This is a genomic window from Paraburkholderia kururiensis (assembly GCF_034424375.1).
GTDB classification, from domain to species: domain Bacteria; phylum Pseudomonadota; class Gammaproteobacteria; order Burkholderiales; family Burkholderiaceae; genus Paraburkholderia; species Paraburkholderia kururiensis_A.
This window is the reverse complement of record NZ_CP139965.1, coordinates 2,288,208-2,313,712: the sequence shown is the minus strand read 5'-3', so window position 1 is coordinate 2,313,712 and position 25,505 is coordinate 2,288,208. Positions and strand designations below refer to the sequence as shown.

The 25,505-nt window shown below is 67.7% G+C and carries 23 protein-coding genes; 12 read left to right on the top strand and 11 right to left on the bottom strand.

The features are described 5' to 3' along the window. Positions 1 to 60 precede the first annotated feature (60 nt). Together U0042_RS10370 and U0042_RS10365 are read right to left on the bottom strand one after the other, a co-directional pair. The gene (locus tag U0042_RS10370; RefSeq protein ID WP_114810920.1) at positions 61 to 1,158 is read right to left on the bottom strand and encodes a saccharopine dehydrogenase family protein; all 1,098 of its coding nucleotides are present in this window, start codon (positions 1,156 to 1,158) and stop codon (positions 61 to 63) included. A 179-nt stretch (positions 1,159 to 1,337) separates the two neighbouring features. Next, a complete protein-coding gene (locus tag U0042_RS10365; RefSeq protein ID WP_042298754.1) occupies positions 1,338 to 1,802 on the bottom strand; it encodes an Lrp/AsnC family transcriptional regulator in 465 nt (154 codons plus the stop codon). A 271-nt stretch (positions 1,803 to 2,073) separates the two neighbouring features. On the opposite strand from U0042_RS10365, the gene U0042_RS10360 reads away from it, so the two are divergent. Both U0042_RS10360 and U0042_RS10355 read left to right on the top strand, forming a co-directional pair. Further along, entirely contained in the window at positions 2,074 to 2,559 is a 486-nt protein-coding gene (locus U0042_RS10360; protein ID WP_114810921.1) for a Spy/CpxP family protein refolding chaperone, read from the top strand. A gap of 5 nt (positions 2,560 to 2,564) precedes the next feature. Beyond that, positions 2,565 to 3,002: a PGDYG domain-containing protein gene (locus U0042_RS10355; RefSeq protein WP_114810981.1), complete on the top strand. Its 438-nt coding sequence runs from the start codon at positions 2,565 to 2,567 to the stop codon at positions 3,000 to 3,002. 101 nt (positions 3,003 to 3,103) lie between these two features. On the opposite strand, the gene U0042_RS10350 is transcribed toward U0042_RS10355, so the two are convergent. The 8 genes from U0042_RS10350 to U0042_RS10315 form a co-directional block, all read right to left on the bottom strand. Further along, positions 3,104 to 3,469 carry a DUF3022 domain-containing protein gene (locus tag U0042_RS10350; protein WP_114810922.1) on the bottom strand — a complete coding sequence of 122 codons (366 nt, stop codon included), beginning with the start codon at positions 3,467 to 3,469 and terminating at the stop codon, positions 3,104 to 3,106. A 114-nt stretch (positions 3,470 to 3,583) separates the two neighbouring features. Then, positions 3,584 to 4,402 carry a YhfC family intramembrane metalloprotease gene (locus tag U0042_RS10345; RefSeq protein WP_114810923.1) on the bottom strand — a complete coding sequence of 273 codons (819 nt, stop codon included), beginning with the start codon at positions 4,400 to 4,402 and terminating at the stop codon, positions 3,584 to 3,586. A gap of 159 nt (positions 4,403 to 4,561) precedes the next feature. Further along, the gene (locus U0042_RS10340) at positions 4,562 to 5,665 is read right to left on the bottom strand and encodes a LacI family DNA-binding transcriptional regulator (protein ID WP_114810924.1); all 1,104 of its coding nucleotides are present in this window, start codon (positions 5,663 to 5,665) and stop codon (positions 4,562 to 4,564) included. Further along, the gene (locus U0042_RS10335; RefSeq protein ID WP_114810925.1) at positions 5,662 to 6,630 is read right to left on the bottom strand and encodes a 2-hydroxyacid dehydrogenase; all 969 of its coding nucleotides are present in this window, start codon (positions 6,628 to 6,630) and stop codon (positions 5,662 to 5,664) included. Before U0042_RS10335 ends, U0042_RS10340 begins: the two co-directional genes overlap by 4 nt. 4 nt (positions 6,631 to 6,634) lie before the next feature. Then, positions 6,635 to 7,960 carry an MFS transporter gene (locus U0042_RS10330; RefSeq protein ID WP_114810926.1) on the bottom strand — a complete coding sequence of 442 codons (1,326 nt, stop codon included), beginning with the start codon at positions 7,958 to 7,960 and terminating at the stop codon, positions 6,635 to 6,637. Between the two features lie 87 nt (positions 7,961 to 8,047). Next, positions 8,048 to 9,076 carry a sugar kinase gene (locus tag U0042_RS10325; protein ID WP_114810982.1) on the bottom strand — a complete coding sequence of 343 codons (1,029 nt, stop codon included), beginning with the start codon at positions 9,074 to 9,076 and terminating at the stop codon, positions 8,048 to 8,050. Between the two features lie 63 nt (positions 9,077 to 9,139). Then, a complete protein-coding gene (locus tag U0042_RS10320) occupies positions 9,140 to 9,916 on the bottom strand; it encodes a TIM barrel protein (RefSeq protein ID WP_114810927.1) in 777 nt (258 codons plus the stop codon). Positions 9,917 to 10,093: 177 nt separating this feature from the next. Then, on the bottom strand, positions 10,094 to 11,008 hold the full coding sequence (locus tag U0042_RS10315; protein WP_114810928.1) for a LysR substrate-binding domain-containing protein: 915 nt from the start codon (positions 11,006 to 11,008) through the stop codon (positions 10,094 to 10,096). 159 nt (positions 11,009 to 11,167) lie between these two features. Between U0042_RS10315 and U0042_RS10310 the strand changes: the two genes are divergently transcribed. The 6 genes from U0042_RS10310 to U0042_RS10285 all read left to right on the top strand — a co-directional run bounded on the left by U0042_RS10310 (position 11,168) and on the right by U0042_RS10285 (position 17,732). Then, positions 11,168 to 12,292 carry a YeiH family protein gene (locus U0042_RS10310; RefSeq protein ID WP_114810929.1) on the top strand — a complete coding sequence of 375 codons (1,125 nt, stop codon included), beginning with the start codon at positions 11,168 to 11,170 and terminating at the stop codon, positions 12,290 to 12,292. A 247-nt stretch (positions 12,293 to 12,539) separates the two neighbouring features. After that, a complete protein-coding gene (locus U0042_RS10305; RefSeq protein WP_114810930.1) occupies positions 12,540 to 13,277 on the top strand; it encodes a glutathione S-transferase family protein in 738 nt (245 codons plus the stop codon). A gap of 154 nt (positions 13,278 to 13,431) precedes the next feature. Further along, positions 13,432 to 15,165, top strand: a complete 1,734-nt coding sequence (locus tag U0042_RS10300) for a ClcB-like voltage-gated chloride channel protein (protein ID WP_114810931.1) — start codon at positions 13,432 to 13,434, stop codon at positions 15,163 to 15,165. Positions 15,166 to 15,432: 267 nt separating this feature from the next. After that, complete coding sequence (locus U0042_RS10295; RefSeq protein ID WP_114810932.1) at positions 15,433 to 16,770, top strand: C45 family autoproteolytic acyltransferase/hydolase; 1,338 nt, start codon at positions 15,433 to 15,435, stop codon at positions 16,768 to 16,770. Positions 16,771 to 17,120: 350 nt separating this feature from the next. Further along, on the top strand, positions 17,121 to 17,393 hold the full coding sequence (locus tag U0042_RS10290) for a hypothetical protein (RefSeq protein ID WP_114810933.1): 273 nt from the start codon (positions 17,121 to 17,123) through the stop codon (positions 17,391 to 17,393). A gap of 108 nt (positions 17,394 to 17,501) precedes the next feature. Next, on the top strand, positions 17,502 to 17,732 hold the full coding sequence (locus U0042_RS10285; protein WP_042298739.1) for a DUF2795 domain-containing protein: 231 nt from the start codon (positions 17,502 to 17,504) through the stop codon (positions 17,730 to 17,732). 25 nt (positions 17,733 to 17,757) lie between these two features. On the opposite strand, the gene U0042_RS10280 is transcribed toward U0042_RS10285, so the two are convergent. Next, a complete protein-coding gene (locus U0042_RS10280; RefSeq protein ID WP_114810934.1) occupies positions 17,758 to 18,399 on the bottom strand; it encodes a TetR/AcrR family transcriptional regulator in 642 nt (213 codons plus the stop codon). A gap of 328 nt (positions 18,400 to 18,727) precedes the next feature. On the opposite strand from U0042_RS10280, the gene U0042_RS10275 reads away from it, so the two are divergent. The 4 genes from U0042_RS10275 (at position 18,728) to U0042_RS10260 (ending at position 25,407) form a co-directional block, all read left to right on the top strand. Then, a complete protein-coding gene (locus U0042_RS10275) occupies positions 18,728 to 19,969 on the top strand; it encodes an efflux RND transporter periplasmic adaptor subunit (RefSeq protein WP_198665302.1) in 1,242 nt (413 codons plus the stop codon). After that, a complete protein-coding gene (locus tag U0042_RS10270; RefSeq protein WP_232833360.1) occupies positions 19,966 to 23,160 on the top strand; it encodes an efflux RND transporter permease subunit in 3,195 nt (1,064 codons plus the stop codon). The genes U0042_RS10275 and U0042_RS10270 overlap by 4 nt, the downstream gene beginning before the upstream one ends. A 2-nt stretch (positions 23,161 to 23,162) precedes the next feature. Further along, positions 23,163 to 24,710: an efflux transporter outer membrane subunit gene (locus U0042_RS10265; RefSeq protein WP_114810935.1), complete on the top strand. Its 1,548-nt coding sequence runs from the start codon at positions 23,163 to 23,165 to the stop codon at positions 24,708 to 24,710. A 61-nt stretch (positions 24,711 to 24,771) separates the two neighbouring features. Then, positions 24,772 to 25,407, top strand: a complete 636-nt coding sequence (locus tag U0042_RS10260; protein ID WP_114810936.1) for a 2-hydroxychromene-2-carboxylate isomerase — start codon at positions 24,772 to 24,774, stop codon at positions 25,405 to 25,407. Positions 25,408 to 25,505 lie beyond the last annotated feature (98 nt).

Below are 25,505 nucleotides of genomic sequence, written 5' to 3'. Positions count from 1 at the left end.
GGCTCGCGTGGGCAGGCCGGGGGCGCTTTCCCCGGCATTCACCTCACGCTTCCTGCGTGCTCAGACCGTTGCCATCGCGCCCAGCGTCGCGCCTTCGTACAGCTGACCGAAGCGGTTGCCGAGGAAGTCGCGCAGCGACACCTGCTCCTGGCGCACGAAACCGCTTTGCGGCAGGCGTTTTTCGCGGAACAGATCGAGCACGGCGCACATGGCGCCTGCGGTGGTGATCTGGATGGCGCTCATCGGCACGCCGCAAACCGTCTTCGCAAAAATCTTGCGCGTGAAGACGTCCTGCACGAGCTGGCCGTCGCGCATGCCCGTCACCGTGATGAACACGAGCACGACGTCCTGAGCCGTGGACGGCACCGAGCGCCGCAGCACCGCCTTGAGCGTGTCGCGGTCGCCCGCAAGCCGCAGATCTTCGAGCAGGAAGTGCATGAGCGCGCGGTGGCCCGGATAGCGCACCGACTTGTAATCGAGCGATTCGACGCGCCCCGCAAGCGTCTCGCACAGCGTGCCCAGACCGCCCGACGTGTTGAACGCCTCGTACTCGGTGCCGTCGAGCGAGAAGTGTTCGAGGCCTTCCAGCGGCTGCACCCATTGCGTGCGGCTGTCGCGAATCGCTTCGCACGGCTGGCAGTATTCGTTGATGAGGCCGTCCACGCTCCAGGTCAGGTTGTACTTGAGCGCGTTGGTCGGAAACTCGGGCAGCGCACCCACGCGCATCTTGACCTCGCGGATCTCGCTGAAGCGGTTCGCGAGTTCGTGCGCGGCAAGGCCGATGAAGCCAGGCGCGAGACCGCATTGCGGCATGAAGACGTGCCCGGCGTCTTCGGCGAGGCTGCGGATGGCGTGCGTGGCGCGTACGTCCTCGGTCAGATCGAAGTAGTGGACGCCCGCGCCTTTCGCCGCGGCCGCCACGCTCACGGCGAGGTAGTACGGCAGCGCGTTGACGAGCGCGTCGAACCCCTGGATGGCGTTGCGCAGTGCGGCGGGGTCGGCGGAATCCACGCGCTTCGTGGGGATGCCCTGGGCCGCGAGCTTGTCGAGCGCGGATGGGTCGCGGTCGAACGCGGTGACTTCGTAGTCGCCGGTTTCGCGCAGCAAATGGGCAATGGTGTGTCCAATCAGACCGGCACCGACGATCGCGACTTTCATGGGCTTCTCCTTGTGTTCTGTGTCTTAAGTGGCGAACCTGCGCGACACAGTGTAGGGACGGCCCCGTACGGTTGATAGGCGCAAAATGCTGCGCTTCGACCACTGCTTTCGCCGTTTTGACGAAGCTTCTCGTCATTACGACGAAAACATCTAAAAACCGCGTCAACGGCGGCCGACAATCAGCCCGTCACCGTGCCGCGATCGATCTTGCGTGCAAGCACGATGGAGGTGGTGGTGCGCTCCACGCCCGCGAGGCCGCCGATCTGGTCCAGCAGGTCGTTGAGCCGTTCCGGCGAATCGGCGCGCAGCCAGGCCACGTAGTCGTACTCGCCGCTCACGGCGCACAGCAGTTGCACCTCCGGCATCCTGCCGAGGCGCTTCTGCACGTCGGGTCCATGCTTGGGCGCGATGATGAGGCCCACCCACGCCTGGATGCTGGCATCCAGCACGTCCTGCCCGAGCCGCGCGCTGTAACCCGCAATCACCTGCGAGCGTTCGAGCCGCGCGATGCGCGCAATGACCGTCGTGCGCGCCACGCCGAGCTGCCGCGCGAGATTCGCCACGCTTTCACGGGCATTCTGCTGGAGCAGCGCAACGAGGTTGCGGTCGAGTTCGTCGAGCTGATCGAGGCGCGGAGGTCTCATCGGAAAGTGGCCGGAGTCGGTTGAAAGACGCGATTATCGCCTGCGTGGCAACGTGCCGGCGAACCGCTTCAGGCCTGCGTGGCCGGGACGTCGCACGCGTATTTTTGCGGTTCGTTTCGTTTGTAAGGAGTTGTGGCGGGTCACACGGAGCGCCGTGATATCGTGATACTAATAGCGCCCAAGGCGCCGCGGCCTTTCCACACGCACCCTCGCGGTGGACCGCCGTCAACGGTGCGCCCTGCCTCGCTAAGCAACATTCCAAGGAGCAACAATGAAAAAAGCCCTCGTGGTTTTCGCCGCCGTTCTTTCGATGACGAGCGCCTTCGCGCAGAGTGCCGCACCCGCCTCCGCGCCGGCCGCCGCCAGCGCGCCCATGCGCGAGCAGCACGTCGAGCAGCGCATCGCCTATCTGCATTCGGCGCTCAAGATCACGCCGCAGCAGGAAAGCCAGTGGAACGCGTTCGCCGACGTCATGCGCAGCAACGGCCAGGCGATGGCGCAGCTCTACGAACAGCGCAAGGCGGATGCGAACCGCACCGCGCTCGACGACATGAAGCAGTACGCGCAGATCACGCAGGCGCACGCGGACGGCATGAAAAAGCTCGTCGATGCCTTCGAACCGCTCTACAACAGCTTCTCGCCGGATCAAAAGAAACTCGCCGACCAGACCTTCCACGAGCGTCAGGAATCGCGCCGTCACCGTTCGGGTAAGGCGCCGCAATCGCAGCCCTCCCCGCAGCCGTCCAAAGCGCAGTGAGCACGATGATCGCACTCGAACATCTCGACCTTCGTGCGGACCCGGCCGCACAGCGCGTCGTCAAGGACGAAACCGTCATGGTCGAATTCGCCACGCAGGAAGGCGAACTGATGAGCCTGGAAGGTCCGAACCGCTATGCGCCCGGCGACGCGCTCATCACGAGTTCGGGCGGCGAGCGCTGGGTGGTGTCGCGCGAACGGTTCGACGCGAAGTATCTGCCCGCCGTCCCGTCCCTGCCGCACGGCGAGGCTGGACCGTATCGCAATCGCCCGGTCGTGGTGCTCGCCAAGCCGATGAACGAAGCGTTTTCGATCGCGCGCTCGGCCGCGGGCGGCGACGTGCTGCACGGCACGGCCGGCGACTGGGTCATGCAGTACGCACCCGGCGACTACGGCGTGGTGAAGGCCGAACGCTTCGCGAAGGTCTATCGCCGCGCTCACTGAGCGTCGCGCGGCGTCTTGCCTGCTTCGCGCAGGACGCTCTTCGGCCGGCGCTTTCTTTCAGCACGCCTGCACGGACGCGCGAGGGCATCGGACGGTTTCGTTCAGGCGAAGTCGTCGCCCGGTGCCACAGTCACCTCGCGCGGCACCGTCTCGCCCTTCGCGTAGAGTTCTTCGAGCGATCCCAGCTCGGCTTCCACATAGGCCCTCAGCACCGCGTAGCTGCGTCCGCGCAGCCGCGGCCGCAAGGCCCGGTAGCGCGCCAGCGCCGCCGGCGTGATGGCGATCGTCAACGCGATGCGCCGCGCCGTGGCGCCGAACCGCATCGCGACCCAATGCACCGTGAGCTGTGGCGTGCCGTCGTCGGCGGAGTGCTCGACGAAGCGTGTCTGCTCCGGGAAGAGATCGGTGATGACGCGCGCAAGCTCCTCGAACTCCGGGCTTGCGCATTCGTACAGGTAGCCTTCCATCTTCTGCCCATCAAGTTGTCGTGTGGAGCGGCGCCCCGTTTCGCCCCTCGTCATGCGCGCTCATACCCGCTTATGCCGCTTATGTCCGCTCATGCCATCCCCAGGCGCGCGGCCTCACGCTGCCCGTTCCGGCCGCGCGGCGCGCGCCTCGCTCACTCGCTTCGCGAGCACGCCCGCCACGGCGACACCGGCCAGCGCATAGCCGCCGTCCACCACGGCAAGCGGCAACACGTGGGCCTGAAAAAGCGCGGCGGGCACATCGATCAATGCATGGAGGCCGACGGCAAGCGGCAGGATGCCACGCCAGCCGGCTCGCACGCCGCGCCACATCAGTACTGAAAGCCCGATCTGGAACGCGAGCGCGGCAAGCCGCTCGAGCGCGAAAATGCCGGCCGTGGTGGGCGAGAGGCTCGCAAGAATCAGGTGGATGCGCATCATGGCCGGTTCGGGCACGTTGGGCAGATAACCGTCGAGCTGACCGCGATTCTCGAGCACCGCGAACACGATCCATTGCAACTGCACGAGCACGCCGATCATCCACGCTTCCGCGCCGCCGTGGCCGATGCCGTAAGCGAAGCCCGTGCCGTCGCTTTCCCCGGCGGGCCGGCCGCGGCCGAAGCGCTTGAGCAGCATCCGCATCGCGATGAACCGCCCCACCTCCTCGCAGACGCCCGCCGCCAGCGAGCCGTACACGACGAACACCGCAGGCTGCATGAGCCAGGCCGAGGTAACCGGGTTCTGCCGGAGCAGGTAGTCGTTGAGCGCGCGCTCGATCACCATGGCAAAGAGCGCGAAGACGGCGATGCCGGCGATAGCCGGCCGCCGGTCGAAGCCGAGCGGCTCGCGCAGACGCCGATACAGAAGAATGGGCACAGCGGCGACGGCGAGCGTCGCGAGCGAAAGGCAGGTGAGCGTGAACGGCGATACGGTCATGAGGGTCCTTGAGACGGCCGGCACGCCATGCAGGGAGTGCCCCGCCCGCGCGCCGCAGACCGAATGATCGCAGATTATGGATGCGGGCCATGCTGCCATCGGCGGCCGCCTGGCAGCACGACCATCGCGGCCGTCGCGGCGTCCCCGCGCCGCATACGTTCAACCGCCCGTCGAGGCCCGCACGATCAATTCGCCCGGCAGCACGCAATCGCGCGCGACGTCGGCGAGGCCTTCGATGCGTTGATGCAGAAATTCCACGGCGCGATAGCCGATAGCGCGCGTGGGCTGACGGATCGTCGTGATGCCCGCAAGCTCGGCCCATTCGGGATCGTCGAATGCGAGCAGTCCGACGCGCCGCTGCCATTGAGCACCGTAGCGCGCATTCAGATGCAGCGCGATGCGCATCGCGACCGGCGCATTGCCCGCGAAAAGCGCGATGCGGGGTGGTGCCTCGTGCGCCTCGTGCGGGTCGTTCGGGTCGTCATCCGCGCCCTTTCCGATGCGCTCGTCCAGCGCCGCGAGCGCGGCGCTTGCCGCGTCGTCGTTCTGCAGGTCGAGCACCACCGTATCGGCGCGAACCTGCGGCGTCGTCCGCATGGCGTCCTGGAACGCCGTCACGCGACGCCGCCGCGAACTCACGTGCTCGTACGGCTGCACGACGAACACGATCTCCTCGTAGCCGCGCGCGAGCAGATGCGCCGTGCCGAGCCGCACCGCGGCTTCGTTGTCGAGCCCGACCATGTCTGCGTCGAGCCCTTCCACCGTGCGGTCCACCAGCACCGACGGAATGCCGCCGCTGCCCACAGGCTTCAGCATCGCTTCGCGCACGCCGAGCGCGTTGACGATCACGCCTTCCACGCGATACGTGGTGAGCAGTTGCAGATAGCGGCCCTCCATCTCCACCTCGTTGGCCGCGTGACAGATGAGCGGCATGTAGCCGAGCGCCTGACACGCCGCTTCCACGCCTTGCAGCACCTCGACGGAGTACGGATTCGACAGGTCCGCGAGCAGCATCCCGATCAACCGGTTGCGGCCGCGCTTCAGGCCGCGCGCCATCTGGTTCGGGCGGTAGTCGAGCCGCTCGATGGCGGCCTCGATGCGCGCCCGCAGTTCCGCGGAAAGCACGTTGAACTCGCCGTTCAGGTAGCGCGAGATGCTGGTCTTGCCGGTGCCGGCTTCGCGCGCGACGTCGCTGATGGTCGCGCGGCGCGGCGACATCGGCGTTGCCGATGCCGGCGACGGTGGGGAAGGCACGCGGCTCATCGCGCGAGCACTTCGCGGTTGACGACGTTGTTGGCGAGCGTGCCCGCCAGCGCCGCGACCAGATTCTCCGCGGCGCAGCGCGCCATGGCGTGACGCGTCTCGTGCGTGGCCGACCCGATGTGCGGCAGCGCCACCACGTTGGCCATGGCGAGCAGCGGCGATGTGGCGGGCAGCGGCTCTTCTTCGAACACGTCGAGCCCCGCGCCGTGAATCGTGCCGGCGCACAGCGCGTCGATCAGTGCCGCTTCGTCGACGGTCGCGCCGCGCGATGCGTTGATGAAGATGGCGCTGCGCTTCATCTGCCGGAACTGCGCGGCGCCCATCAGATGCCGCGTGTCGGCCGTGAGCGGCACCTGCAGGCAGACGAAATCCGACGCCGCGAGCAATTCGTCGAGCGCCACGCGCCGTGCGCCGTAATCGCGTTCCGCCTGTTCGTTCGCGCTGCGGTTCGTGTAGAGCACGCGCATATTGAAACCGAGCGCCGCGCGGCGCGCCACGGCACCGCCGATGCGCCCCAGTCCGACGATGCCGAGCGTCTTGCCCTGCACGTCCGTGCCGTAGTGTTCGGGCCCGATGCTGCCCGACCAGTGCCCCGCCTTGACCCACTGCGCCAGTTCAACGACGCGCCGCGCCGTGGCGAGGATCAGCGAGAACACCGTGTCGGCCGTCGATTCGGTCAGGACGTCCGGCGTGTGCGCGAGCACGATGCCGCGCCGCGTGAGGTCCGGTACGTCGAAGTTGTCGAAGCCGACGGAGATCGTGGAAAGCGCCTTGAGCCGCTGTGCGCCTTCCAGCATGGCGGGCGTGATCTTCACGCTCGCGCCGATGGCGCCGTCCGCCTCCCGCAGCGCGGCCACGAGCGCATCGTGCCGGGCAGCGTCCACTTCGATCACGTCGGCGTGCTCGCGCAGAAAGGCGAGCACGTCGGCGGGCAACGGTTTGTAGGCGACGATCCTGTTCTTCATCCAGTTATTTCCCTTGCATGGGCGTGGCAAGCCGGTGCCCGTCGAGTTCCTCGTGCGACTGGGGCTGCGGCGGCTGCGGCTTCACCGCGAGCGTAAGCACGACGGCGGCCACGAGCGCCGCGCTCATGAACGCATAGGATGCCGCAGGCGAGCCCGTCGCGCCATTCAGATAGCCCACGGCATACGAGCCCACGAACGAGCCGAGCGCGCCCATGCTGTTGATGAGCGCCATCGCGCCGCCCGCCACGTTCTTCGGCAGCAGTTCGGGCACGATCGCGAAGAACGGTCCGTACGGCGCGTACATCGCGGCGCCCGCGATCACGAGCAGCGCATACGAGAACCAGAAGTGCGTGCCCGTGCCGGTGCCGATCACATACGAAGCCGCAAACGCGGCAGCCCCGATCAGCAGGAACGGCCAGACGAACACCTTGCGGCGATTGAGCCGGTCCGAGGCCCACGACGCCGCGAGCATGGCGATCGTCGCGGCAAGGTACGGCAGCGCGGAGAGCCAGCCCGTCTCGACCATGCCGAGCGTCGAGCCGCCTTTCAGGATGGACGGCAGCCACAGCACGAAGCCGTAGACGCCGATGCTCCAGCAGAAATACTGCGCGCAGAGTTTGATGACAGCAGGCGAGCGGAACGCCTCGCCGTAGTTGCGCACCGGCCGGATGGCCGCCTGTTCGGCGCGCAGCGCGGCGTCGAGCGCCTGCTTGTCTTCGGTGGAAAGCCACGCGACCTGGTCGGGCCGGTCGCGGGCGATGAACCACCAGGCCACCGCCCACACGACGGCGGGCAGCCCCTCTGCGATGAACATGTGGCGCCAGCCGAACGAATGCACGAGGTAGCCCGAGACGATCGACATCCAGAGCACTGTGACCGGGTTGCCGAGAATCAGGAACGTGTTGGCGCGCGAGCGCTCGCGCTTCGTGAACCAGTTGCTGATGAAGATGAGCATGGCCGGCATCACGGCGGCCTCCACCACGCCGAGCGCGAAGCGGATCGCAATGAGCGCCGGAATGTTGCGCACGATGCCCGTGAGCGCGGCACATCCGCCCCACAGCACGAGGCTCACGAACACGAGCTTGCGCACGCTGCGGCGCTCGGCGTAGATGGCGCCCGGAATCTGGAAGAAGAAGTAGCCGAGAAAGAACAGCGCGCCGATCAGCGACGAGAGGCCCTTGCTCACGCCCAGATCCTGATTGATGCCCGCCGCGGCGGCAAAGCCGTAGTTCGCGCGATCGAGATAGGCGAGGCTGTACGTGATGAACACGACCGGCATGATCGCCCACCAGCGGCGCGGCGCGAGGGTGGCGAGTGTGGACGAACCCATGAGTGTCTCCTTCATGCAATGAATGAAAGCATCGTTCAACGGATGCAGACGCACGGGCGCGCGAAGTGCCCCCGAAGTGTCCCTGCGTCAGTGCGCCGTTGCCGACATCTTGTTGTGGTTGGCGATGTCGCTCGCCAACGAGGCGGCGGCGCCGTCATGAGCCTCGCAGGCCGCTTCGAGGGCGTCGAGTTGCGCGCGCGTGGGCAGCCCTTCCGAGTCGCCGATCACCTGGATCGCGAGCGCACCGATGCGATTGCCGCGCGCCACCGCCTGCGGCAGCGTACGGCCTTCCAGCAGCGCGCTCACCACGCCCACGGCAAAGCCGTCGCCGGCGCCCACGGTGTCCACGACGGTTTCGACGCGCTGCGCGGCAATCGTGCCCGCGCTGTCCGCCGTGCGGTAGTACGCGCCCTGCGGACCGAGTTTCACGATCACGGCGCGCGCGCCCGCATCGAGGTAGAACCGCGCGATGTCTTCGGGCCGATCGTAGCCGGTCAGCACCTTGCCCTCGCCGATGCCGGGCAGCACCCAGTCCGCGTACGCGGCCAGCGCGTTCAACGTCTCGACCATCGCCTCGCGCGACGGCCACAGCGTGGGACGCAGGTTCGGGTCGAACGAGATCGTCCTGCCTGCCGCGCGCATTTCGCGTACCAGGCGGAATGCGAGGTCGCGCGAGCTGGCCGAGAGCGCGGGCGCCACGCCCGTCAGGTGCAGGTGACGCGCGCCGAGCACGTAGTCGGCGTCGTAGTCGTCGGGCGAAAGATGGCTCGCGGCTGAACCCTTGCGGAAGTACTCGACCACCGGATCGGTGCCGTCGTCGGTCTTCGACTTGAGCTGGAAGCCGGTCGGATAGCGCTCGTCCGTGAGTACGCGACGCTGGTCGATGCGCTCCTTTTCCAGCGTGTCGCGCACGTAGTCGCCGAAGGAGTCGCGCCCCACGCGGCTCATCCAGCCCACCTTGAAGCCGAGCCGCGAAAGACCGATGGCGACGTTCAGGTCGGCGCCTGCCACGCGTTTCGTGAAATGGCCGACGCGGGCGAGCGCGCCAGGCTCGGCGGCCACGAACATGGCCATTGCCTCGCCGTAGGTAACGACATCGAGTGGGGTATCTGTCATGGGTTTGCTTTCCTGCTGCATGTCGTGCTTCGTGTCGTACGTCGTGTCACGCCGCGGTTCTGCTCATGCTGCGGCAAGCCATCCGCCGAGCCATTCGACGTAGCGCGCGGCGTCTTCGGCCACGCGGTGGGCGTGGAACGGAAACTCGATGCCGCGAGGCACGTGCCTCGGCAGCAACGGCAGCACGGTTGCCAACACGGGGTCGTCGGCGGCCGGCGCCACGGCGAAGCGTCGCGCGCCCTCGCCCGTCACCGCCTTGCAGTGGATGTACTCCACGTGCCGCGCCAGCCGTTGCGCCGCGGCTGCGGGCGCCACACCGGTCCACTGCCAGTTGCCGATATCGAACGTCATGCCCGCGACGCGCCCGTGCCCTTGCGCTTCGAGCGCCTCGAAGAACGCAACGAACTGGGCCGTCATGCCGCCCTCCGCTAGTTGCCCGTTTTCCACCACGAGCCGGGTATCCACGCCACGCAGACACGCCGCGATGCTGGCGGCGTCGCTCTCGCCGGCGAAGCCGCCCAGTTGGAGCTTCACGAAACGGGCGCCGAGCGCCGCGGCTTCGTCGAGCGCGCGGCCGAGTGCGGCGACGTCGAGCCTGCCGTCGGCCGCATAGAGCGAGTCGGGGGTCGACCAGACGGCCCACATGCCCGTTTCGCGAATCGCCGCGCCGAGTTCGCGCAGCGCGGCGGGCTGCACGCCGGTCTCGGCCGAAATCAGCTCGCGGCGCACCTCGAAACCCGAAGCGCCGGCCGCAGCCGCGGTCGCAATCCACGCCCGGTGGCCGTCGCGCCGCACGGCGTCGGCGCCGAACGCGCTTGCCACGATGACTACTTCGGTCATGACGATGCTCTCCTTTCTGCTTCCGCTTGTTCCGTTCCCGCCTTCGAGCGGGGGAATCGCTTTCCCCATTTAAATGGAACCGGTTCCAAAACTGGTTGCGATAGTGCGCCGGGCATCGTGACAAGGCCATAGTGGAAATCCCTGGCGCGCCGCCCGAGGCTTGTCCCGCCTGGGGAATCATCCGGTCGCCTCGCCGGCCAGGCACAGCTCCAGAAACCGCCGCGCGACGCGCGAGGCGGCGCCCGCATGCGGCACGAGAATCGAAAAGCGCCGCGTGAGCGGCTCGGGCGCGAGCGAAAGCTGGGCGAGCGCCCCGTCCTCGTGCCGCATCGACATGGCAGAAACGAAACCGACGCCCATGCCGGCGCGCACCGCCTCCTTCACGCCTTCCACGCCGGCCACCTCCAACGCCACGCGCATCGGCACGCCAGCCCGCGCGAACGCGCGCTCCACCGCCTGCCGCACGCCGGAGCCGGCCTCGCGCAGCACCAACGGAAACGCGCCCAAGGCCGCAAGCGTCACGCGCGCCTCGCCTGCGGCCGTGGGCTGCCCGTCGGCTGAGAGCAGCGCGTGCCCGCGCGGCGCGATGGCCACCACCTCGTCCTCGTGCCATTCGTGGGCAGTGGTGTCGAGGGACAGGTCCATGCCGACCGGCCCTTCGATCAGCGCAATATCCAGCGACCCGAGCAGCCCCACCACGTCTGCGGTATTGCCGCTCATGGTCTCGAGCGAGACCTCCGGATAGCGCCGATGAAAATCCGCGAGCAGGTACGGCAGCAGGTAGCTGGCCGGCGTGGTGCTCGCGCCGATGCGCAGCGTGCCGCGTTCGAGTCCACGCAGCGCGTCGCGGAACGCCTGCGCCTCGCGCCAGGTGTCGCGCAGGCGCGCCGCATAGACCGCCAGTTGCTGCCCGGCGGGCGTGAGCCGCACGCCGCGGCCGTCGCGCTGATACAGCGGCTCGCCCATCTCCTCCTGCAACAGCTTCAACTGTCCCGAGACGGCGGGCTGCGAGAGATGCAGGGCGTCGGCGGCGCGACTCACGTTGAGGCATTCGGCCACGGCGGCGAAAGTTATAAGCTGGTCTGGCGTCATGGTCGCTCAATTATCGGATTTTCCGATATCGTACGTCACAAATCACGATTTCTCATATCGATATATCCAAATTAGGATTAGGCCATCCGCTGCCTGCGCCCCCGCCCATTTCCTGGCAGGACTCAGCCCGCTCCACGTCATTGACCAAGGCCGATCACCATGTCCACCGTCCACACTCCCGCGCTCGCGTCCGGCTCGTCGACGCGCGGCCAGCTCAACGGCATCCTGTTCGTCGCGCTGTTCGCGGCCGCCGTGACGAGCATCGCTTCGCTGCCGGCCATCGCGGGGCTCGGCATGAGTCCGCTCATCGTCGGCATCGTCGCGGGCGCCGTGTATGGCAACGCGCTGCGCGACGGCATGCCCGAAAGCTGGAACGCCGGCATCCACTTCTCCGCGCGCAAGCTGCTGCGCATTGCCGTCGCGTTCTTCGGGCTGCGCGTGAGCCTGCAGGAAATCGCCCAGGTGGGACTGCCCGGGCTGACGGTGTCGGTGCTCGTCGTGATCAGCACACTCGCCGTCGGTACCTGGGTCGGCATGAAGTTGATGAAGTTGGACCGCGACACCGCGATCCTCACTGCGGCCGGCAGCGCCATCTGTGGAGCGGCGGCGGTGCTGGCATTCGAATCGACGCTGCAGTCGAAGCCGCACAAGAGCGCGATGGCCGTGGGCAGCGTCGTGCTGTTCGGCACGCTTTCGATGTTCCTCTACCCCGTGCTCTACCACGCAGGCTGGCTGCCGCTCGATACCGAAGGCGTCGGGCTCTTCTTCGGCGGCACGATCCACGAGGTGGCCCAGGTGGTGGGCGCCGCGAGCAACGTGAGCCCCGAAGCCACGCATATCGCCACCATCGTCAAGATGACGCGCGTGATGCTGCTCGTGCCGGTGCTGCTCCTGCTCGGCGTGTGGCTGAATCACACGACACGTCGCGCCGTGCGCGGCGCGGGGCATGAAGCCGCTGCCGCCGGGCACACGCAAGGTCACACGTCGGGCCGCGCCGGCCACCACGCGCCGCGCAAGCTCGCGGTGCCGTGGTTCGCGCTCGGTTTCCTTGCGTTCGTCGTGGTGAACTCGTTGCACGTGCTGCCGGCCGCAGCCACCCACACGCTCGATACGCTCGACACGTTCGCCCTCACCATGGCCATGACGGCGCTCGGCATCGAAACGCGCGTGTCGCAGATTCGCGAGGCCGGTCCGCGTGCGCTGACGACGGGGCTCATTCTCTACGCGTGGCTGACGTTCGGCGGCTTCGCGATCACGTGGGCCGTGCTGCGCGTCTTCCACTGACGCACTGACTGGATGGAACGACCGCTGCGCCGCTTTCCGATCGTGATTCCGGACGCCCCGCCGTGCACGGGGCGTTCGGCGTTTTTCGGCTGCGGCATGCAGCGCATTCCGACCGCCCACGGCGTGCCGCATCGAGAGAGGTTCGCGGGCGCGTCCGGCGTATCGGCTACATCGAGCACGGCAGACGACGCCGCGCGATACTGTGGGCTCGCATCCCTTCCTGTGCCGCAACACCGGAGAACGATCGATGGCCTACGAACTGTATTACTGGGACGGCCTGCAGGGCCGTGGCGAATTCGTGCGGCTCGCGCTCGAAGAAGCGCGCGCCGACTACGTGGAGATTGCGCGTGGCCCCGAGGACGAAGGGCTCGGCACGAGCGCCATGATGGCGGTGCTCGGCAGCCGCTCGGAGCCGCATCCGCCCTTCGCACCGCCCTTTCTGAAGGACGGCGACCTGATCGTCCCGCAGACAGCCAACATCCTGCTGTACCTGGGCCCGAAGCTCGGCCTCCTGCCGCGCGACGAAGGGCTGCGCTACGTGGCGAACGGTCTGCAGCTCACCATCGCGGACATGGTCACGGAAGCGCACGACACGCATCATCCGCTCGCGAGCAGCCTCTACTACGAAGACCAGAAGGAAGCCGCGAAGACGCGCGCCTCGGACTTCATCGACCACCGCATCCCGAAGTTCATGCGCTACTTCGAACGCGTGCTGCGGCAGAACCCCGAGGGCGACCAGCATCTGGTGGGCAACGCGCTCACGTACGTGGACCTCTCGATGTTCCAGCTGATCGACGGCCTGCGCTATGCGTTCCCGAAGGCCACGAAGCGCTTCGACGAGCAGTACCCGCGCCTCGCCGCGCTCTATCAGGCCGTCATGACGCGCCCGAACATCGCGGCCTATCTCGCTTCGGACCGCCGCCTGCCGCACAACGAGCAATGCATCTTCCGGCACTACCCGGAACTCGACAAGGCGTCGCGCTGAAACGGCGCCCGGCGGCTCGCACCGAACCGGACGCGGCATCGCATGGCGCGACGGCGATGCTATTCTTGCGCCGGACTCATTGCGCCGAACTCCATGACATCCGAAACGCCCGCCCCGCGGCGTGCCCCCAACCCTTTCCGACCGACCGTCGCCCGTGCTGTCCTTCCTGCTGAAACTGCGCACCCGCGCACAGAACCTGTTCCGTCTCTCCGACGCGCACACCATGCTCGTCTGGTCCGTGATCGTCGGCGTGGCCGGGGCGTTCGCGACCATCGCCTTTCGCGAGGCGATCGCGCTGCTGCAACGGTTGTTCTCGGGTACCGAAGGCAGCTTCGTCGCGATCGCGCGCGGCTTGCCGCCCGCCGTGCGCATCGCGCTGCCGGCCCTGGGCGGCCTCGTGGCGGGTCTGTTGCTGCTCGTGGCGCGCCGCGGTTCGGAGCGCGGCAACCATACCGACTACATGGAAGCGGTGGCCATCGGCGACGGCGTCGTGCCGGTGTGGAAAAGCGTGTGGCGCAGCGCGTCGTCGCTCTTCACGATTGCGAGCGGCGGGTCGATCGGCCGCGAAGGTCCCATGGTGCAGCTCGCGGCGCTCGCCGGATCGCTGATCGGACGCTGGGTCCACTTCGACCCGCCGCGCCTGCGCCTGCTCGTCGCCTGCGGCGCGGCGGCCGGCATTACGTCGGCGTATAGCGCACCGATTGCGGGCGCGTTCTTCGTCACCGAAATCGTGCTGGGCTCCATCGCGATGGAAAGCTTCGGGCCGGTGGTGGTGTCGTCGGTGGTGGCGAACATCACGATGCGCGAGTTCACGCGCTACAGCCCGCCCTATCAGATGCCGGTGTTCCCCCCCATCGCGGGGCTCGAAGTGCTGCTGTTTGTCGCGCTCGGCATTCTGTGCGGGGCGATGGCGCCGCAGTTCCTGCGTCTGCTCGACGGCGCGAAGGCCGGCTTCGCGCGGCTCGCGCTGCCGCTGCCCGCGAGGCTCGCACTGGGCGGCCTCGTGGTGGGCGTGCTCTCGGTCTGGGTACCCGAGGTGTGGGGCAACGGCTATAGCGTCGTGAACTCGATCCTGCATTCGCCGTGGACATGGACGGCGCTCGCCACCGTAGTCGTCTTCAAGCTCGTCGCCACAGCGGCGACGGTGGGCTCGGGCGCGGTGGGCGGCGTATTCACCCCGACGCTCTTCGTGGGCGCCGTGCTGGGTTCGCTCTTCGGCGAAGGCATGCATGCGCTCTGGCCGCACGCGACCTCGGCGCCGTTCGCCTACGCGATGGTGGGCATGGGCGCCTTCCTCGCGGGCGCGACGCAGGCGCCGCTCATGGCGATCCTGATGATCTTCGAGATGACGTTGAGCTACCAGGTGGTGCTGCCGCTCATGCTCTCGTGCGTGGTCGCGTACTTCGTGGCGCGCGCCATCGGCAAGACCTCGATGTACGAGATCACGCTGCATCGCAATCGCGAAGAGCAGGAACGCATGCGGCTGCGCGCCACGCAGATGCGCGAGCTGATCCGCCCCGCCGGCACCGTCGTGCCGCCCACGGCGACGGTGCAGGACATGACGCGCGTGTTCCTCGAATACCCCGTGAAGTATCTCTACGTGACCGATCCCGAGAACCGGTTTCTGGGCGTGGTCGCGCTCAAGGACATCACTTCCGACCTGCTCGAAAAGCGCGAGACGTCCACTAAAACCGCGGTGGACTACCTTCAGTCCCAATTCGACGTGCTCACGCCCGACATGCCGATCGGCGTCGCGCTCCAGCACTTCATGGCGTTCCAGGGCGAGCGGCTGCCCGTGGTGGAAAGCCTGCAATGCCCGACGCTGGCCGGCGTGGTCTACAAGACCTCTTTGCTCGACGCCTACTGCCGTATGAACCCCGTGCGCTGAGCGCCGGGGACGCTGTTCGCTCGCGCCCGGTTTTCGCATGCGGGCGTCGCAGCCCGCGACCGGCTCGGCATTTTCCCTGGCGCGATCCGGCATGCGCCCGCTCCTGCCCATGCGGCAAGGAACACGCCCGGTGGCACGCAGCCGCGCGGGCTGGCATCGGCGGGCAGATTCTCTACAATGGACGAACCAAGCGAACCAGAAGCCGCATGCCGCGCGCATTGCCGGGCGCGCCGTGCAGGCCGGAGACAGCGCTGTTCCGGAGCGAAGATGAGCGAACCGTCCATCGATGCCGTACGCCGCGATCACGCCGGCTGGATCTTCCTGCATATCGAAGGCGAGCCGTACGACCGCGGCGAGCAGCACGGCCAGCTGCTCGCGGCCGAAATCCAGAGCGCTATCCGCACCGCGCGCTATCTCGCGAAATGGGATACGGGCGAAGACTTCGACACCTTCGTCAACGCCGCCGTTTCGCAGTTCGCGCCCCGGCTGGACACGGAGTACGCCGACGAAATCCAGGGCATCGCCGACGGGGCGAAGCTGCCGTTCTCCGAAGTGCTCGCATGGAACGGCTACATGGATCTGCTGCAAAGCTGGTGGCCCATGCATGTGGCAGCGCAGCAGCCGCATCTGGCCGCGAAGCCCTGGCGGGGCCGGCGCGGCCACCATTGCAGCGCCTTCATCGCCACAGGCAGCGCCACCTGCGACGGCCGCATCGTCATGGCGCACAACTCGTGGGACCGCTACGCCGCGGGCGACGCGTTCAACGTGGTGTTCGACATCGTGCCGGACCGCGGTCATCGCATCCTCATGCAAGGGTTGCCGGGCTGCATCTCGAGCCTTACGGATTTCTGGGTCACGTCCGCGGGCCTCATGGTGACCGAGACCACGATCTCCAACTTCGTCGGCTACAACCCGGCCGGCGCGCCCGAGTTCTATCGCTCGCGGCGCGCCACGCAGTACGCGAACAGCATCGGCGAGTGGTGCGAGATGTTCGCCGTGGCGAACAACGGCGGCTACGCCAACAGCTGGCTGTTGGGCGACACGAAGACGGGCGAGATCGCGCGCTACGAACTGGGCCTGCACTACTCCGGATTCGAGAGCACGAAAGACGGCTTCTACAGCGGCTACAACACGGCGACCGACCTCAAGATCCGCAACCAGGAATGCACCGGCGAAGGCGAGGACTACACCGACGTGCGCAAGAACGGCGCGCGGCGGCTGCGCTTCATGCAGCTGGCAGAGCTGCATCACGGCAAGATCGACATCGAAGTGGCCAAGCAGATGATCGCCGACCATCACGACGTCTATCTGGACCGCAGCGACAACCCGTGCTCGCGCACGATCTGCGGCCACCTGGAACTGGACGACGCGCGCTTCGGCGGCACCGACCACGGCCCGTTCAACCCGTGGGGCGCCAACGACGGCAAGGTGGTGGACAGCGAGATGGCCCGCGATCTCGCCTTCTGGGCGCGCTGGGGGCATCCGTGCGGACGGCCGTTCGACGCCCAGGCGTTCATGCAGCGGCATCCGCAGTGGAACTGGTTGAACGGCTACATGCGCGACCGGCCGTCGTGGCCGTGGACACGTTTCGACGTGCTGCGCTGAGGCCGGCTGCGAGGCCAATCGGCGGGGCTGCCGCAACAGGCGGGACGCCCACCAACTACGACGAACCAACGCCGAACCCGTACCGAACAGCCGGCTTCGTGCCGTGGCGCGGAATATAGAACGGCCGTTCGCGACGCGGTTTTTCCATCCTGCCATGATGAGGTATCCCGCACGTTTTTCTCGCCGCAGCGGCGCGCTTTGCGTCGCGCACGGCCCGGTAAAACGTGCGTGCGCCGGCGCGTCGCGTACGGCGCCGCGGCCGTGCAACGGGCACGCCCCGCTACGCGCGGATGAAACGGCACGGCACTTGCGGCAACCCCCACGGGCTGCATGAGAAAGGAGGTCGAGCGATGAAAACCTCGACGCTGATGACCGCCGTGTTGCTGTCGGCTTCGTGCTTCGCCGCGCCGGTTCACACCGCGCGCGAGAGTCTCGCCGATCTTGCCCGGTCCCCTGCCTTCACCGCCGGCGCCGCGCCCGGATATGCGGCTCCGGTCGCCCCGCCCGCGCCGGACGTGCCCATCGATGCCAATATCGGCCCGCAGCGTTGGCAGCACATCGCACTGCCACCGTCGCGGCACCTGGGGCACTTCGTGGCGCCCCACGAGCATCTGCAGACGTGAGCGGCTCGCACGGATTGGCGGCCGGAGCGACGACACACCGCGCCACATCGCCCGTGCGCGGCCGCAGCCTTACTATGCCGTTCAGGATCGCCAACAAGGAACGCGAGCATGCCCTCTTCGAACATTCCCGACGAATCCATCGACCTGCAAATCGCCGACGTGCTGCGCGCGGTCGCCTGGCCCGCGAACAAGGACGCGCTGGTGGATACGGCCCGCGCCGCGGGCGCGAGCAACGAAGTGCTGACGATGCTGGACGGGCTGCCGGAGCAGGATTACGCGGACATTGCGGCCGTCACGCGGCTGATCGGCAGTAACTACGGGCCGGGACTCTCGGTCTAGCCGCGGCCCGGCGCAGTCGCGAGGATCAGGCCTGCGGTTCGCCGTCGGCGGACAGGGTGCGCCCGAACACGACGCGGCTGAAGAAGCCGGCCAGCACGTTTTCCACGAGTTGCACGGAAACATTCTGTGGATCCGCCGTGGCGAGAAACTGCACGCCGTCGCACAGTCCGATCAGCCCCAACGCCAGCACGTCGGACGGCAACGGCAGCGGTGTGCCCACGCGACGCGCGAACTCGTCGATATAGCCCGCGAGGTGCTCGCGCTTTTCCTTCATGAACTCGTTGAAGCGCGTGCGAAAGCGCGCCTCGCGCGCCGCGAGCAGCTTCGCCTCCACCCATAGCAGGAAGCACTTGTTGTCCTGCGGCAGACGGCTGTAGTAGGTCTGCACCTTCGCTTCCATCTGCTCGCGCGTGAGCGCCGGGTCGAAGATCGCGTTGAGCCCGGCTTCCATCGCCTCGTGGTCGCGCCGCAGCAGCTCGATCAGAAGCTCCGGCTTGCTGCGGAAATTCGAGTAGAACGCCCCGCGCGTGTAGCCGGCGGCAAGCGCGATGTCTTCCACGCTCGCGCCGACAAATCCCTTTTTCATGAACATCGCCTGCGCAGCGTCGAGCAGACGCTGGCGCGTCTGGTCACGGCTTTGCTCGCGTGTGAGTCGTTTGCGTTTCATGTGCGCAGTCTAGCATCCGGGCGGAAATCCGGATGCATTTCCACACTCAGATACAGGTATGTATTAGAATCCAGCGCTGTAGTCGAAAGGCGTAGTAGGCTTCGGATGCACTGTCGCGCGATTCGACGGGCGAATCCGGCCCGTCTGCGACCGGCAAGGCCCGCGGCCATGCCCTGCTCCAGCGCTATCTTGCCTCGCTTTTTGTCGCGTATGGCCGCCGTGTCGCGCGTGGCAGCGCGGGGCCGTTTCTCCAGTCGAGGTCGATGTGAATCATCCCGGTTGTGACGTATGGCCCTTCGCAGCAAGACGCTTGCGCCGCTCGCCGGCTCTGGAAAGCACGCGTGACACCGCGCGACCGCTTCGCCTCGGCGCCCTGGCACTTCTCTTTTCGAGCTTCGCGCTGTTGGCGGCCTGCCACAAGCCGGCCGATGTCGCCCCCGCGGCCCGGCCCGTCGTGGCCGTGGCGGTGCAGCCCGACGGCGCGCCGGTCGTGGCGTCGCTGCCCGGCGAGGTGCAGTCGCGCTATTCGACGCCGCTGTCGTTTCGCATCGGCGGCAAGATCCTGGAGCGGCGCGTGCGCCTGGGCGATACGGTGAAAGCCGGGCAGTTGGTCGCGCAGCTCGATCCCGCGGACGTGCAGAAGAACGCCGCGAGTGCTGCGGCCCAGCTGGAGGCGACGCAGCACCGGCTCGTATATGCGAAGCAGCAGCTCGATCGCGACCGCGCCCAGGCGAGCGAACAACTGATCGCGCCGGCTCAGCTCGAACAGACCGAAGATGCCTACGCCTCCGCGGCAGCCCAGCGCGACCAGGCCGCGCAGCAGGCGGCGCTCGCTCGCGACCAGCTCCGCTACGCCACCTTGCTGGCGGACCACGACGGCGTGATCACGGCCGAACAGGCGGATACGGGGCAAAACGTCTCAGCGGGCCAGGCCGTCTACACGCTCGCCTGGAGCGGCGACATCGACGTGGTCTGCGACGTGCCCGAAAGCGCCGTGGGCGGGCTTGCAACGGGACGCGCGGCACAGGTCACGCTGCCTGCGCTGCCGAATCGCGTTTTCGCCGCCCGCGTGCGCGAAGTTTCGCCGGCGGCCGATCCGCAAAGCCGCACGTATCGCGTCAAGCTCACGCTCGATCACGCCGGTGCCGACGTGCGGCTCGGCATGACAGCGAACGTGGCCTTCGCGAGCGCAAACGGCATGACAGGCGTTCAAGCCTCCCAGGCCGGCGCATGGGCTCAGCCCGGCGGTCCGACGTTCACACTTCCCGCCACCGCCCTCTTTCACGACGGCAATGCGCCGGCCGTGTGGGTGGTGCGGATGAACGGCCATGCGGCCAGCGCGACGAACACGGCCAGCGCAGCCAATGCGGCCAGCAAAGACAACGCGGCCGAAACCGGCACATTGGAACTGCGCCGCGTCACCGTGGCGCGCTACGGCGAACGCACCATCGCCGTCACGCAGGGGCTCGCGAGCGGGGAGCGTGTCGTGCTGCAAGGCGTGCATACGGTAGCCGCGGGCGAGCAGGTACGGCCAGTGGCGCCGCTGCATCCCGAGGACTTCGCGTCATGACGGCCGCGCGCGAAGAAAGTGCCAATACCGGCGCGGGCGCCGCCGCCGAAGCCGGTCCCACGCAACGCTTCAACCTCTCGGCATGGGCACTGCGCCACCAGGCGCTCGTCGTGTTCGTGATCGTGCTCGCCACGCTGTTCGGCGTGCTCGCGTACACGCGGCTCGCGCAGTCCGAAGACCCGCCCTTCACGTTTCGCGTAATGGTGATCCAGACGTTCTGGCCCGGCGCAACCGCGCGTCAGGTCCAGGAACAGGTCACCGACCGCATCGGCCGCAAGCTGCAGGAAACGCCGTACATCGACTTCCTGCGCAGCTATTCGCGGCCCGGCGAGTCGCTGATCTTCTTCACGATGAAGGACGCCGCGCCCGTGAAGGAGGTGCCGCAAACCTGGTATCAGGTCCGCAAGAAAGTCGGCGACATCGCCGCGACGCTGCCGCCCGGCGTGCAGGGCCCGTTCTTCAACGACGAGTTCGGCGACGTCTACACGAACATCTACACGCTCGAAGGCGACGGCTTTTCGCCGGCGCAGCTGCATGACTACGCGGACCAGCTGCGCACCGTGCTGCTGCGCGTGCCCGGCGTGGCGAAGGTGGACTACTTCGGCGACCCGAACCAGCACATCTACATCGAGATATCGAACACGCAGTTGACGCGCCTCGGCATCACGCCGCAGCAGCTCGCGCAGGCCATCAATTCGCAGAACGCCGTCACGGCCGCGGGCACGCTAACCACCGCCGACGACCGCGTGTTCGTGCGTCCGAGCGGCCAGTTCACCGACGTCAAGGCACTCGCCGATCTGCTCGTGCGCATCAACAACCGCTCGTTCCGTCTGGGCGACATCGCCGTGATCCGGCGCGGCTACGACGATCCGCCCGTTACGCAGATGCGTTCGAACGGCCATGCCGTACTCGGCATCGGCATCACGATGCAGCCCGGCGGCGACGTGATCCGCCTCGGCAAGGCGCTCGACGCGCAGACCGCCGAACTCGAAGCGCGCCTCCCGGTCGGTCTCAAGCTCGTGCAGGTGTCGAGCATGCCGCACGCGGTCTCGCGCTCCGTGGACGACTTTCTCGAAGCCGTGGCCGAAGCCGTGGCCATCGTGCTGATCGTGAGCCTCGTTTCGCTCGGCGTGCGCACGGGCATGGTGGTGGTGATCTCGATTCCCGTCGTGCTCGCGGTCACGGCGCTCTGCATGTATCTGTTCGATATCGGCCTGCACAAGGTGTCGCTCGGCACGCTCGTGCTCGCGCTCGGCCTGCTGGTGGACGACGCGATCATCGCCGTCGAAATGATGGCCGTGAAGCTCGAACAGGGCTGGAACCGCACGCGCGCCGCGGCCTACGCCTACACGAGCACGGCGTTCCCGATGCTCACGGGCACGCTCGTCACCGTGTCGGGCTTTTTGCCCATCGCGCTCGCGAAGTCGAGCACTGGCGAGTACACGCGCTCCATCTTCGAGGTCTCCGCCATCGCGCTGATCGCATCGTGGCTCGCGGCGGTCGTGCTGATTCCGCTGCTCGGCTACCACCTGCTGTCGGAACGCAAGCGGCCGGAACACGCGCCTCACGATCAAGGCCGTCACAACGACCACGAAGAGCACACCGACATCTACGACACGCGCTTCTACGACCGTCTGCGCGGCTGGGTCAGCTGGTGCATCGAACGTCGCTTCGTGGTACTGGTCATTACCGTGGCGCTCTTTGTCGTGTCGCTCGCGGGTTTCACGCAGGTCGCCCAGCAATTCTTTCCGAGTTCGGACCGCCCGGAGTTGCTCGTCGATCTGCGGTTGCCCGAAGGCGCCTCGTTCGAGGCGACGCTGCGCGAGGCGAAGCGTTTCGAAAAGGCGATTGCAGGCCGGCCCGAGATCGATCACAGCATCGACTTCGTGGGCACCGGCGCGCCGCGCTTCTATCTGCCGCTCGACCAGCAGCTGCAGTTGCCCAACTTCGCGCAGTTCGTGATTACGGCGAAATCCGTGGAAGAGCGCGAGAAGCTCGCGCGCTGGCTCGAACCCATGCTGCGCGACAGGTTCCCCGCGCTGCGCACGCGGCTCTCGCGCCTCGAGAACGGCCCGCCCGTCGGTTATCCCGTACAGTTCCGCGTGAGCGGCGACGATATCGCGACGGTGCGCTCCATTGCCGAACGCGTGGCCGCGAAGATGCGCGACGACGCGCGCACGGTCAACGTGCAGTTCGACTGGGACGAGCCCGCCGAACGTTCGATGCGCTTCGAGATCGACCAGAAGAAGGCGCGCGAACTAGGCGTCAGTTCCGAAGACATCGCGAGCTTTCTCGCCATGACGCTCTCGGGCTACACCGTGACGCAATACCGCGAGGCGGACAAGCTGATCAGCGTCGATCTGCGCGCGCCGCAACGCGAACGCGTGGACCCCGAGCGTCTGACCACGCTCGCCATGCCCACGCCGAACGGCCCGGTGCCGCTCGGCGCACTCGGCAGCATGAAACCCGACCTCGAATACGGCGTGATCTGGGAACGCGACCGGCAGCCCACGCTCACGGTGCAGTCGGACGTCACCGGCAACGCCCAGGGCATCGACGTCACGAAGCGCATCGACCAGGCGCTCGCGCCCATTCGCGCCACGCTGCCCGTGGGCTATCGCATCGAGGTGGGCGGCTCGGTGGAGGAAAGCGCGAAGGGCCAGGCGTCGATCAACGCGCAGATGCCGATCATGATCATCGCCGTGCTGACGCTGCTCATGATCCAGCTGCAGAGTTTCGCGCGCGTGCTGATGGTCGTGCTGACGGCGCCGCTCGGCCTGATCGGCGTGGTGGCGACGCTGCTGCTCTTCGGCAAGCCGTTCGGCTTCGTCGCGATGCTGGGCGTGATCGCCATGTTCGGCATCATCATGCGCAACTCGGTGATCCTCGTCGATCAGATCGAGCAGGACATCGCGGCAGGCCACCGGCGCTTCGACGCGATCGTGGGCGCCACCGTGCGGCGCTTCCGGCCCATCACGCTGACCGCCGCGGCCGCCGTGCTCGCGCTCATTCCGCTGTTGCGCTCGAACTTCTTCGGGCCGATGGCGACGGCGTTGATGGGCGGCATCACGAGCGCGACGGTGCTCACGCTCTTCTATCTGCCAGCGCTGTATGCGGCCTCGTTCCGCGTGCGGAACGACGAACGCGATGAGAGCCGTCCGGGCGCATCCCACGAACATACGGGGAACTGATCATGAAGACGTCTGGGGTGCTGCTCGCCGTCGCGACAGCCGCGAGTCTCGGTGCCTGTTCCTTCGGTCCGAACGGCAATCCGCCTGCCATGCCGCAACCGGAGCATTACGGGGCGACCGCACAGCCGGCGCAGACGGTGTCCGCGCAAGGCGTGGCGCAGACCTTCGTGGTGGGCGCGCGGCCCGTGCCCGAATGGTGGAAGCTGTTCCGCTCCGACGCGCTCGACTCGCTCGTCGACGAAGGTTTGCGCAACAGTCCCACTCTCGCGGCGGCGGACCGCAATCTCGCGGCGGCCCGCGAGCAACTGCGCGCGCAGATCGGCCAGTCGATGCTGCCTTCCATCGACGCGGGCGGCCAGGCGACGCGCGAACGCGCGCTCGGCATTCCGGAGGCGGGACCGAACACGGTGCTCTACAACGTGTTCGTGGGCCAGTTGCAGGCGAGCTACACGTTCGACCTGTTCGGCGCCGCGCGGCTCGAAAACGCGGCGCTCGCGGCGCGCGTCGGCATGCAGGCGTTCCAGTTCGACGCGGCACGGCGGGCGCTGGCGGCGAACATCGTGTCGGCGGCGATCTCGGCGGCGGCACTGCACGCGCAGATCGACGCCACGGAGCGGCTCGTCGCCCTCGCGAACGACGAAGCCCGTGACCGCGAGAAGCGCTACGCGCTCGGTGCGCTCGCCCATGCGGATGTGCTCGCCGCCCAGCAGAACGCCGCGTCGCTCGCGGCCAGCCTGCCCGGCCTTCGCCAGCAATCGCTCACCACGCGCCACGCGCTCGCGGTACTGCTGGGCCGCACGCCCGATGCCGCCCCGCCCGATCTCGACCTCGCGAGCCTCGACGTGCCGCGCGACGTGCCGGTCGTCGTGCCCTCGGACCTGCTGCAGTCGCGTCCCGACGTCCTCGCCGCGAGCGCCGCGCTGAAGGCCGCGGCGGCCGACGTCGGCGTGGCCACGGCGCAGATGTTCCCGAGTCTTTCGCTCACGGCGTCGATGGGCAAAGGCGGCTTCAGCTGGCCCGCGATGCTTTCCGGCGCAGGCGCGCTGTGGAGCGTCGGCGCGTCGCTCTCGCAGCCGGTGTTTCATGGCGGCGCACTGTTCGCGCAGCGGCGCGCCGCGTTGGCGTCATACGACGCAGCCGTCGCGCAATATCGGCAAACCGTGCTCGCCGCATTCGAAAACGTGGCCAACACGCTGGCCGCGCTCGAACACGACGCCGAAGCGCTCGCGGCGGCTGACACCGCCGCACGCGCCGCGCAGGGCGCCTTCGGCGAGACCGCAGCGCGCCAGCGTCTGGGTTCCGTGCCGCGATCGGCAACGCGCTCGGCCGAGCAGCAATGGCGCAACGCGCAGCTCGATGAAATCCGCTATACGGGCGCGCGCCTCTCGGACACGGCCGCGCTGTTCCAGTCGATGGGAGACCCGCCTGCCCCTGTCGGGCACGCCGGCGATGCCGGGGATGCCGGGGATGGAGCGCACGCTGCGTCGGCGCAGCCCTCGACCGGCCATGCGCAGCACGCCGAGCCCACAGAGAACGCCGCTACGCGATGACAGCCGGCTCGCGTGCCGCGACAGCGCTATGCTTGCGGCGTAGCGAACGAGGAGACGCCTCATGTCCCAACGCCTGAGCTCGACACCCACCCCGCCGCGCGAGATCGAGTTGTGGTTCGACTTCGCCAGCAACTACAGCTATCTGAGCGTCATGCGTATCGGGCAGGCGGCCGCCGAGGCCGACGTATCGGTGCGATGGCAGCCGTTCATGCTAGGTCCGGTGTTCGAACGGCTCGGCTGGTCGGGAGCGCCGTTCGTCGTGCAGAAAGAGAAAGGCGCTTACGTGAAACGCGACATGGAGCGCCTGTGCGCAAAGTACGGTCTGCCGTGGAGGTGGCCCTCCGCGTTTCCACGGCGTGCGCTTCTGCCCATGCGCGTGGCCGCCTTCGCGGCGGGCGAGCCGTGGATGGGCGCCTGGTGCCGCGAGATCATGCAGATGAACTTCGCCGAGGACCGCGAGATCGACTCGCCCGAGGCCGTACGCGAAGCGCTGAACCGCCTCGACCTGCCTGCCGGCGAGATCGTTGCCGCGGCGCTGAGCGACGAGCACCGCGCGAAGCTGCGCACGCAAACGGCAACCGCGATCGAACGCGGTATTTTCGGTGCGCCGACGTTCTTCGTCGGCAACGAGATGTTCTGGGGAAACGACCGGCTCGAAGATGCGATCGCGTGGGCGGCGGGGCGGACCAGCGCATGAGCGCCTAAGCGGAGAGACAACTGCGAACCGCCTGCCTCGTCGTCCGCGCGGATGGTGACGCACCGCCGGCCAGTTATCCCCAGATTATGTTGAAGAGC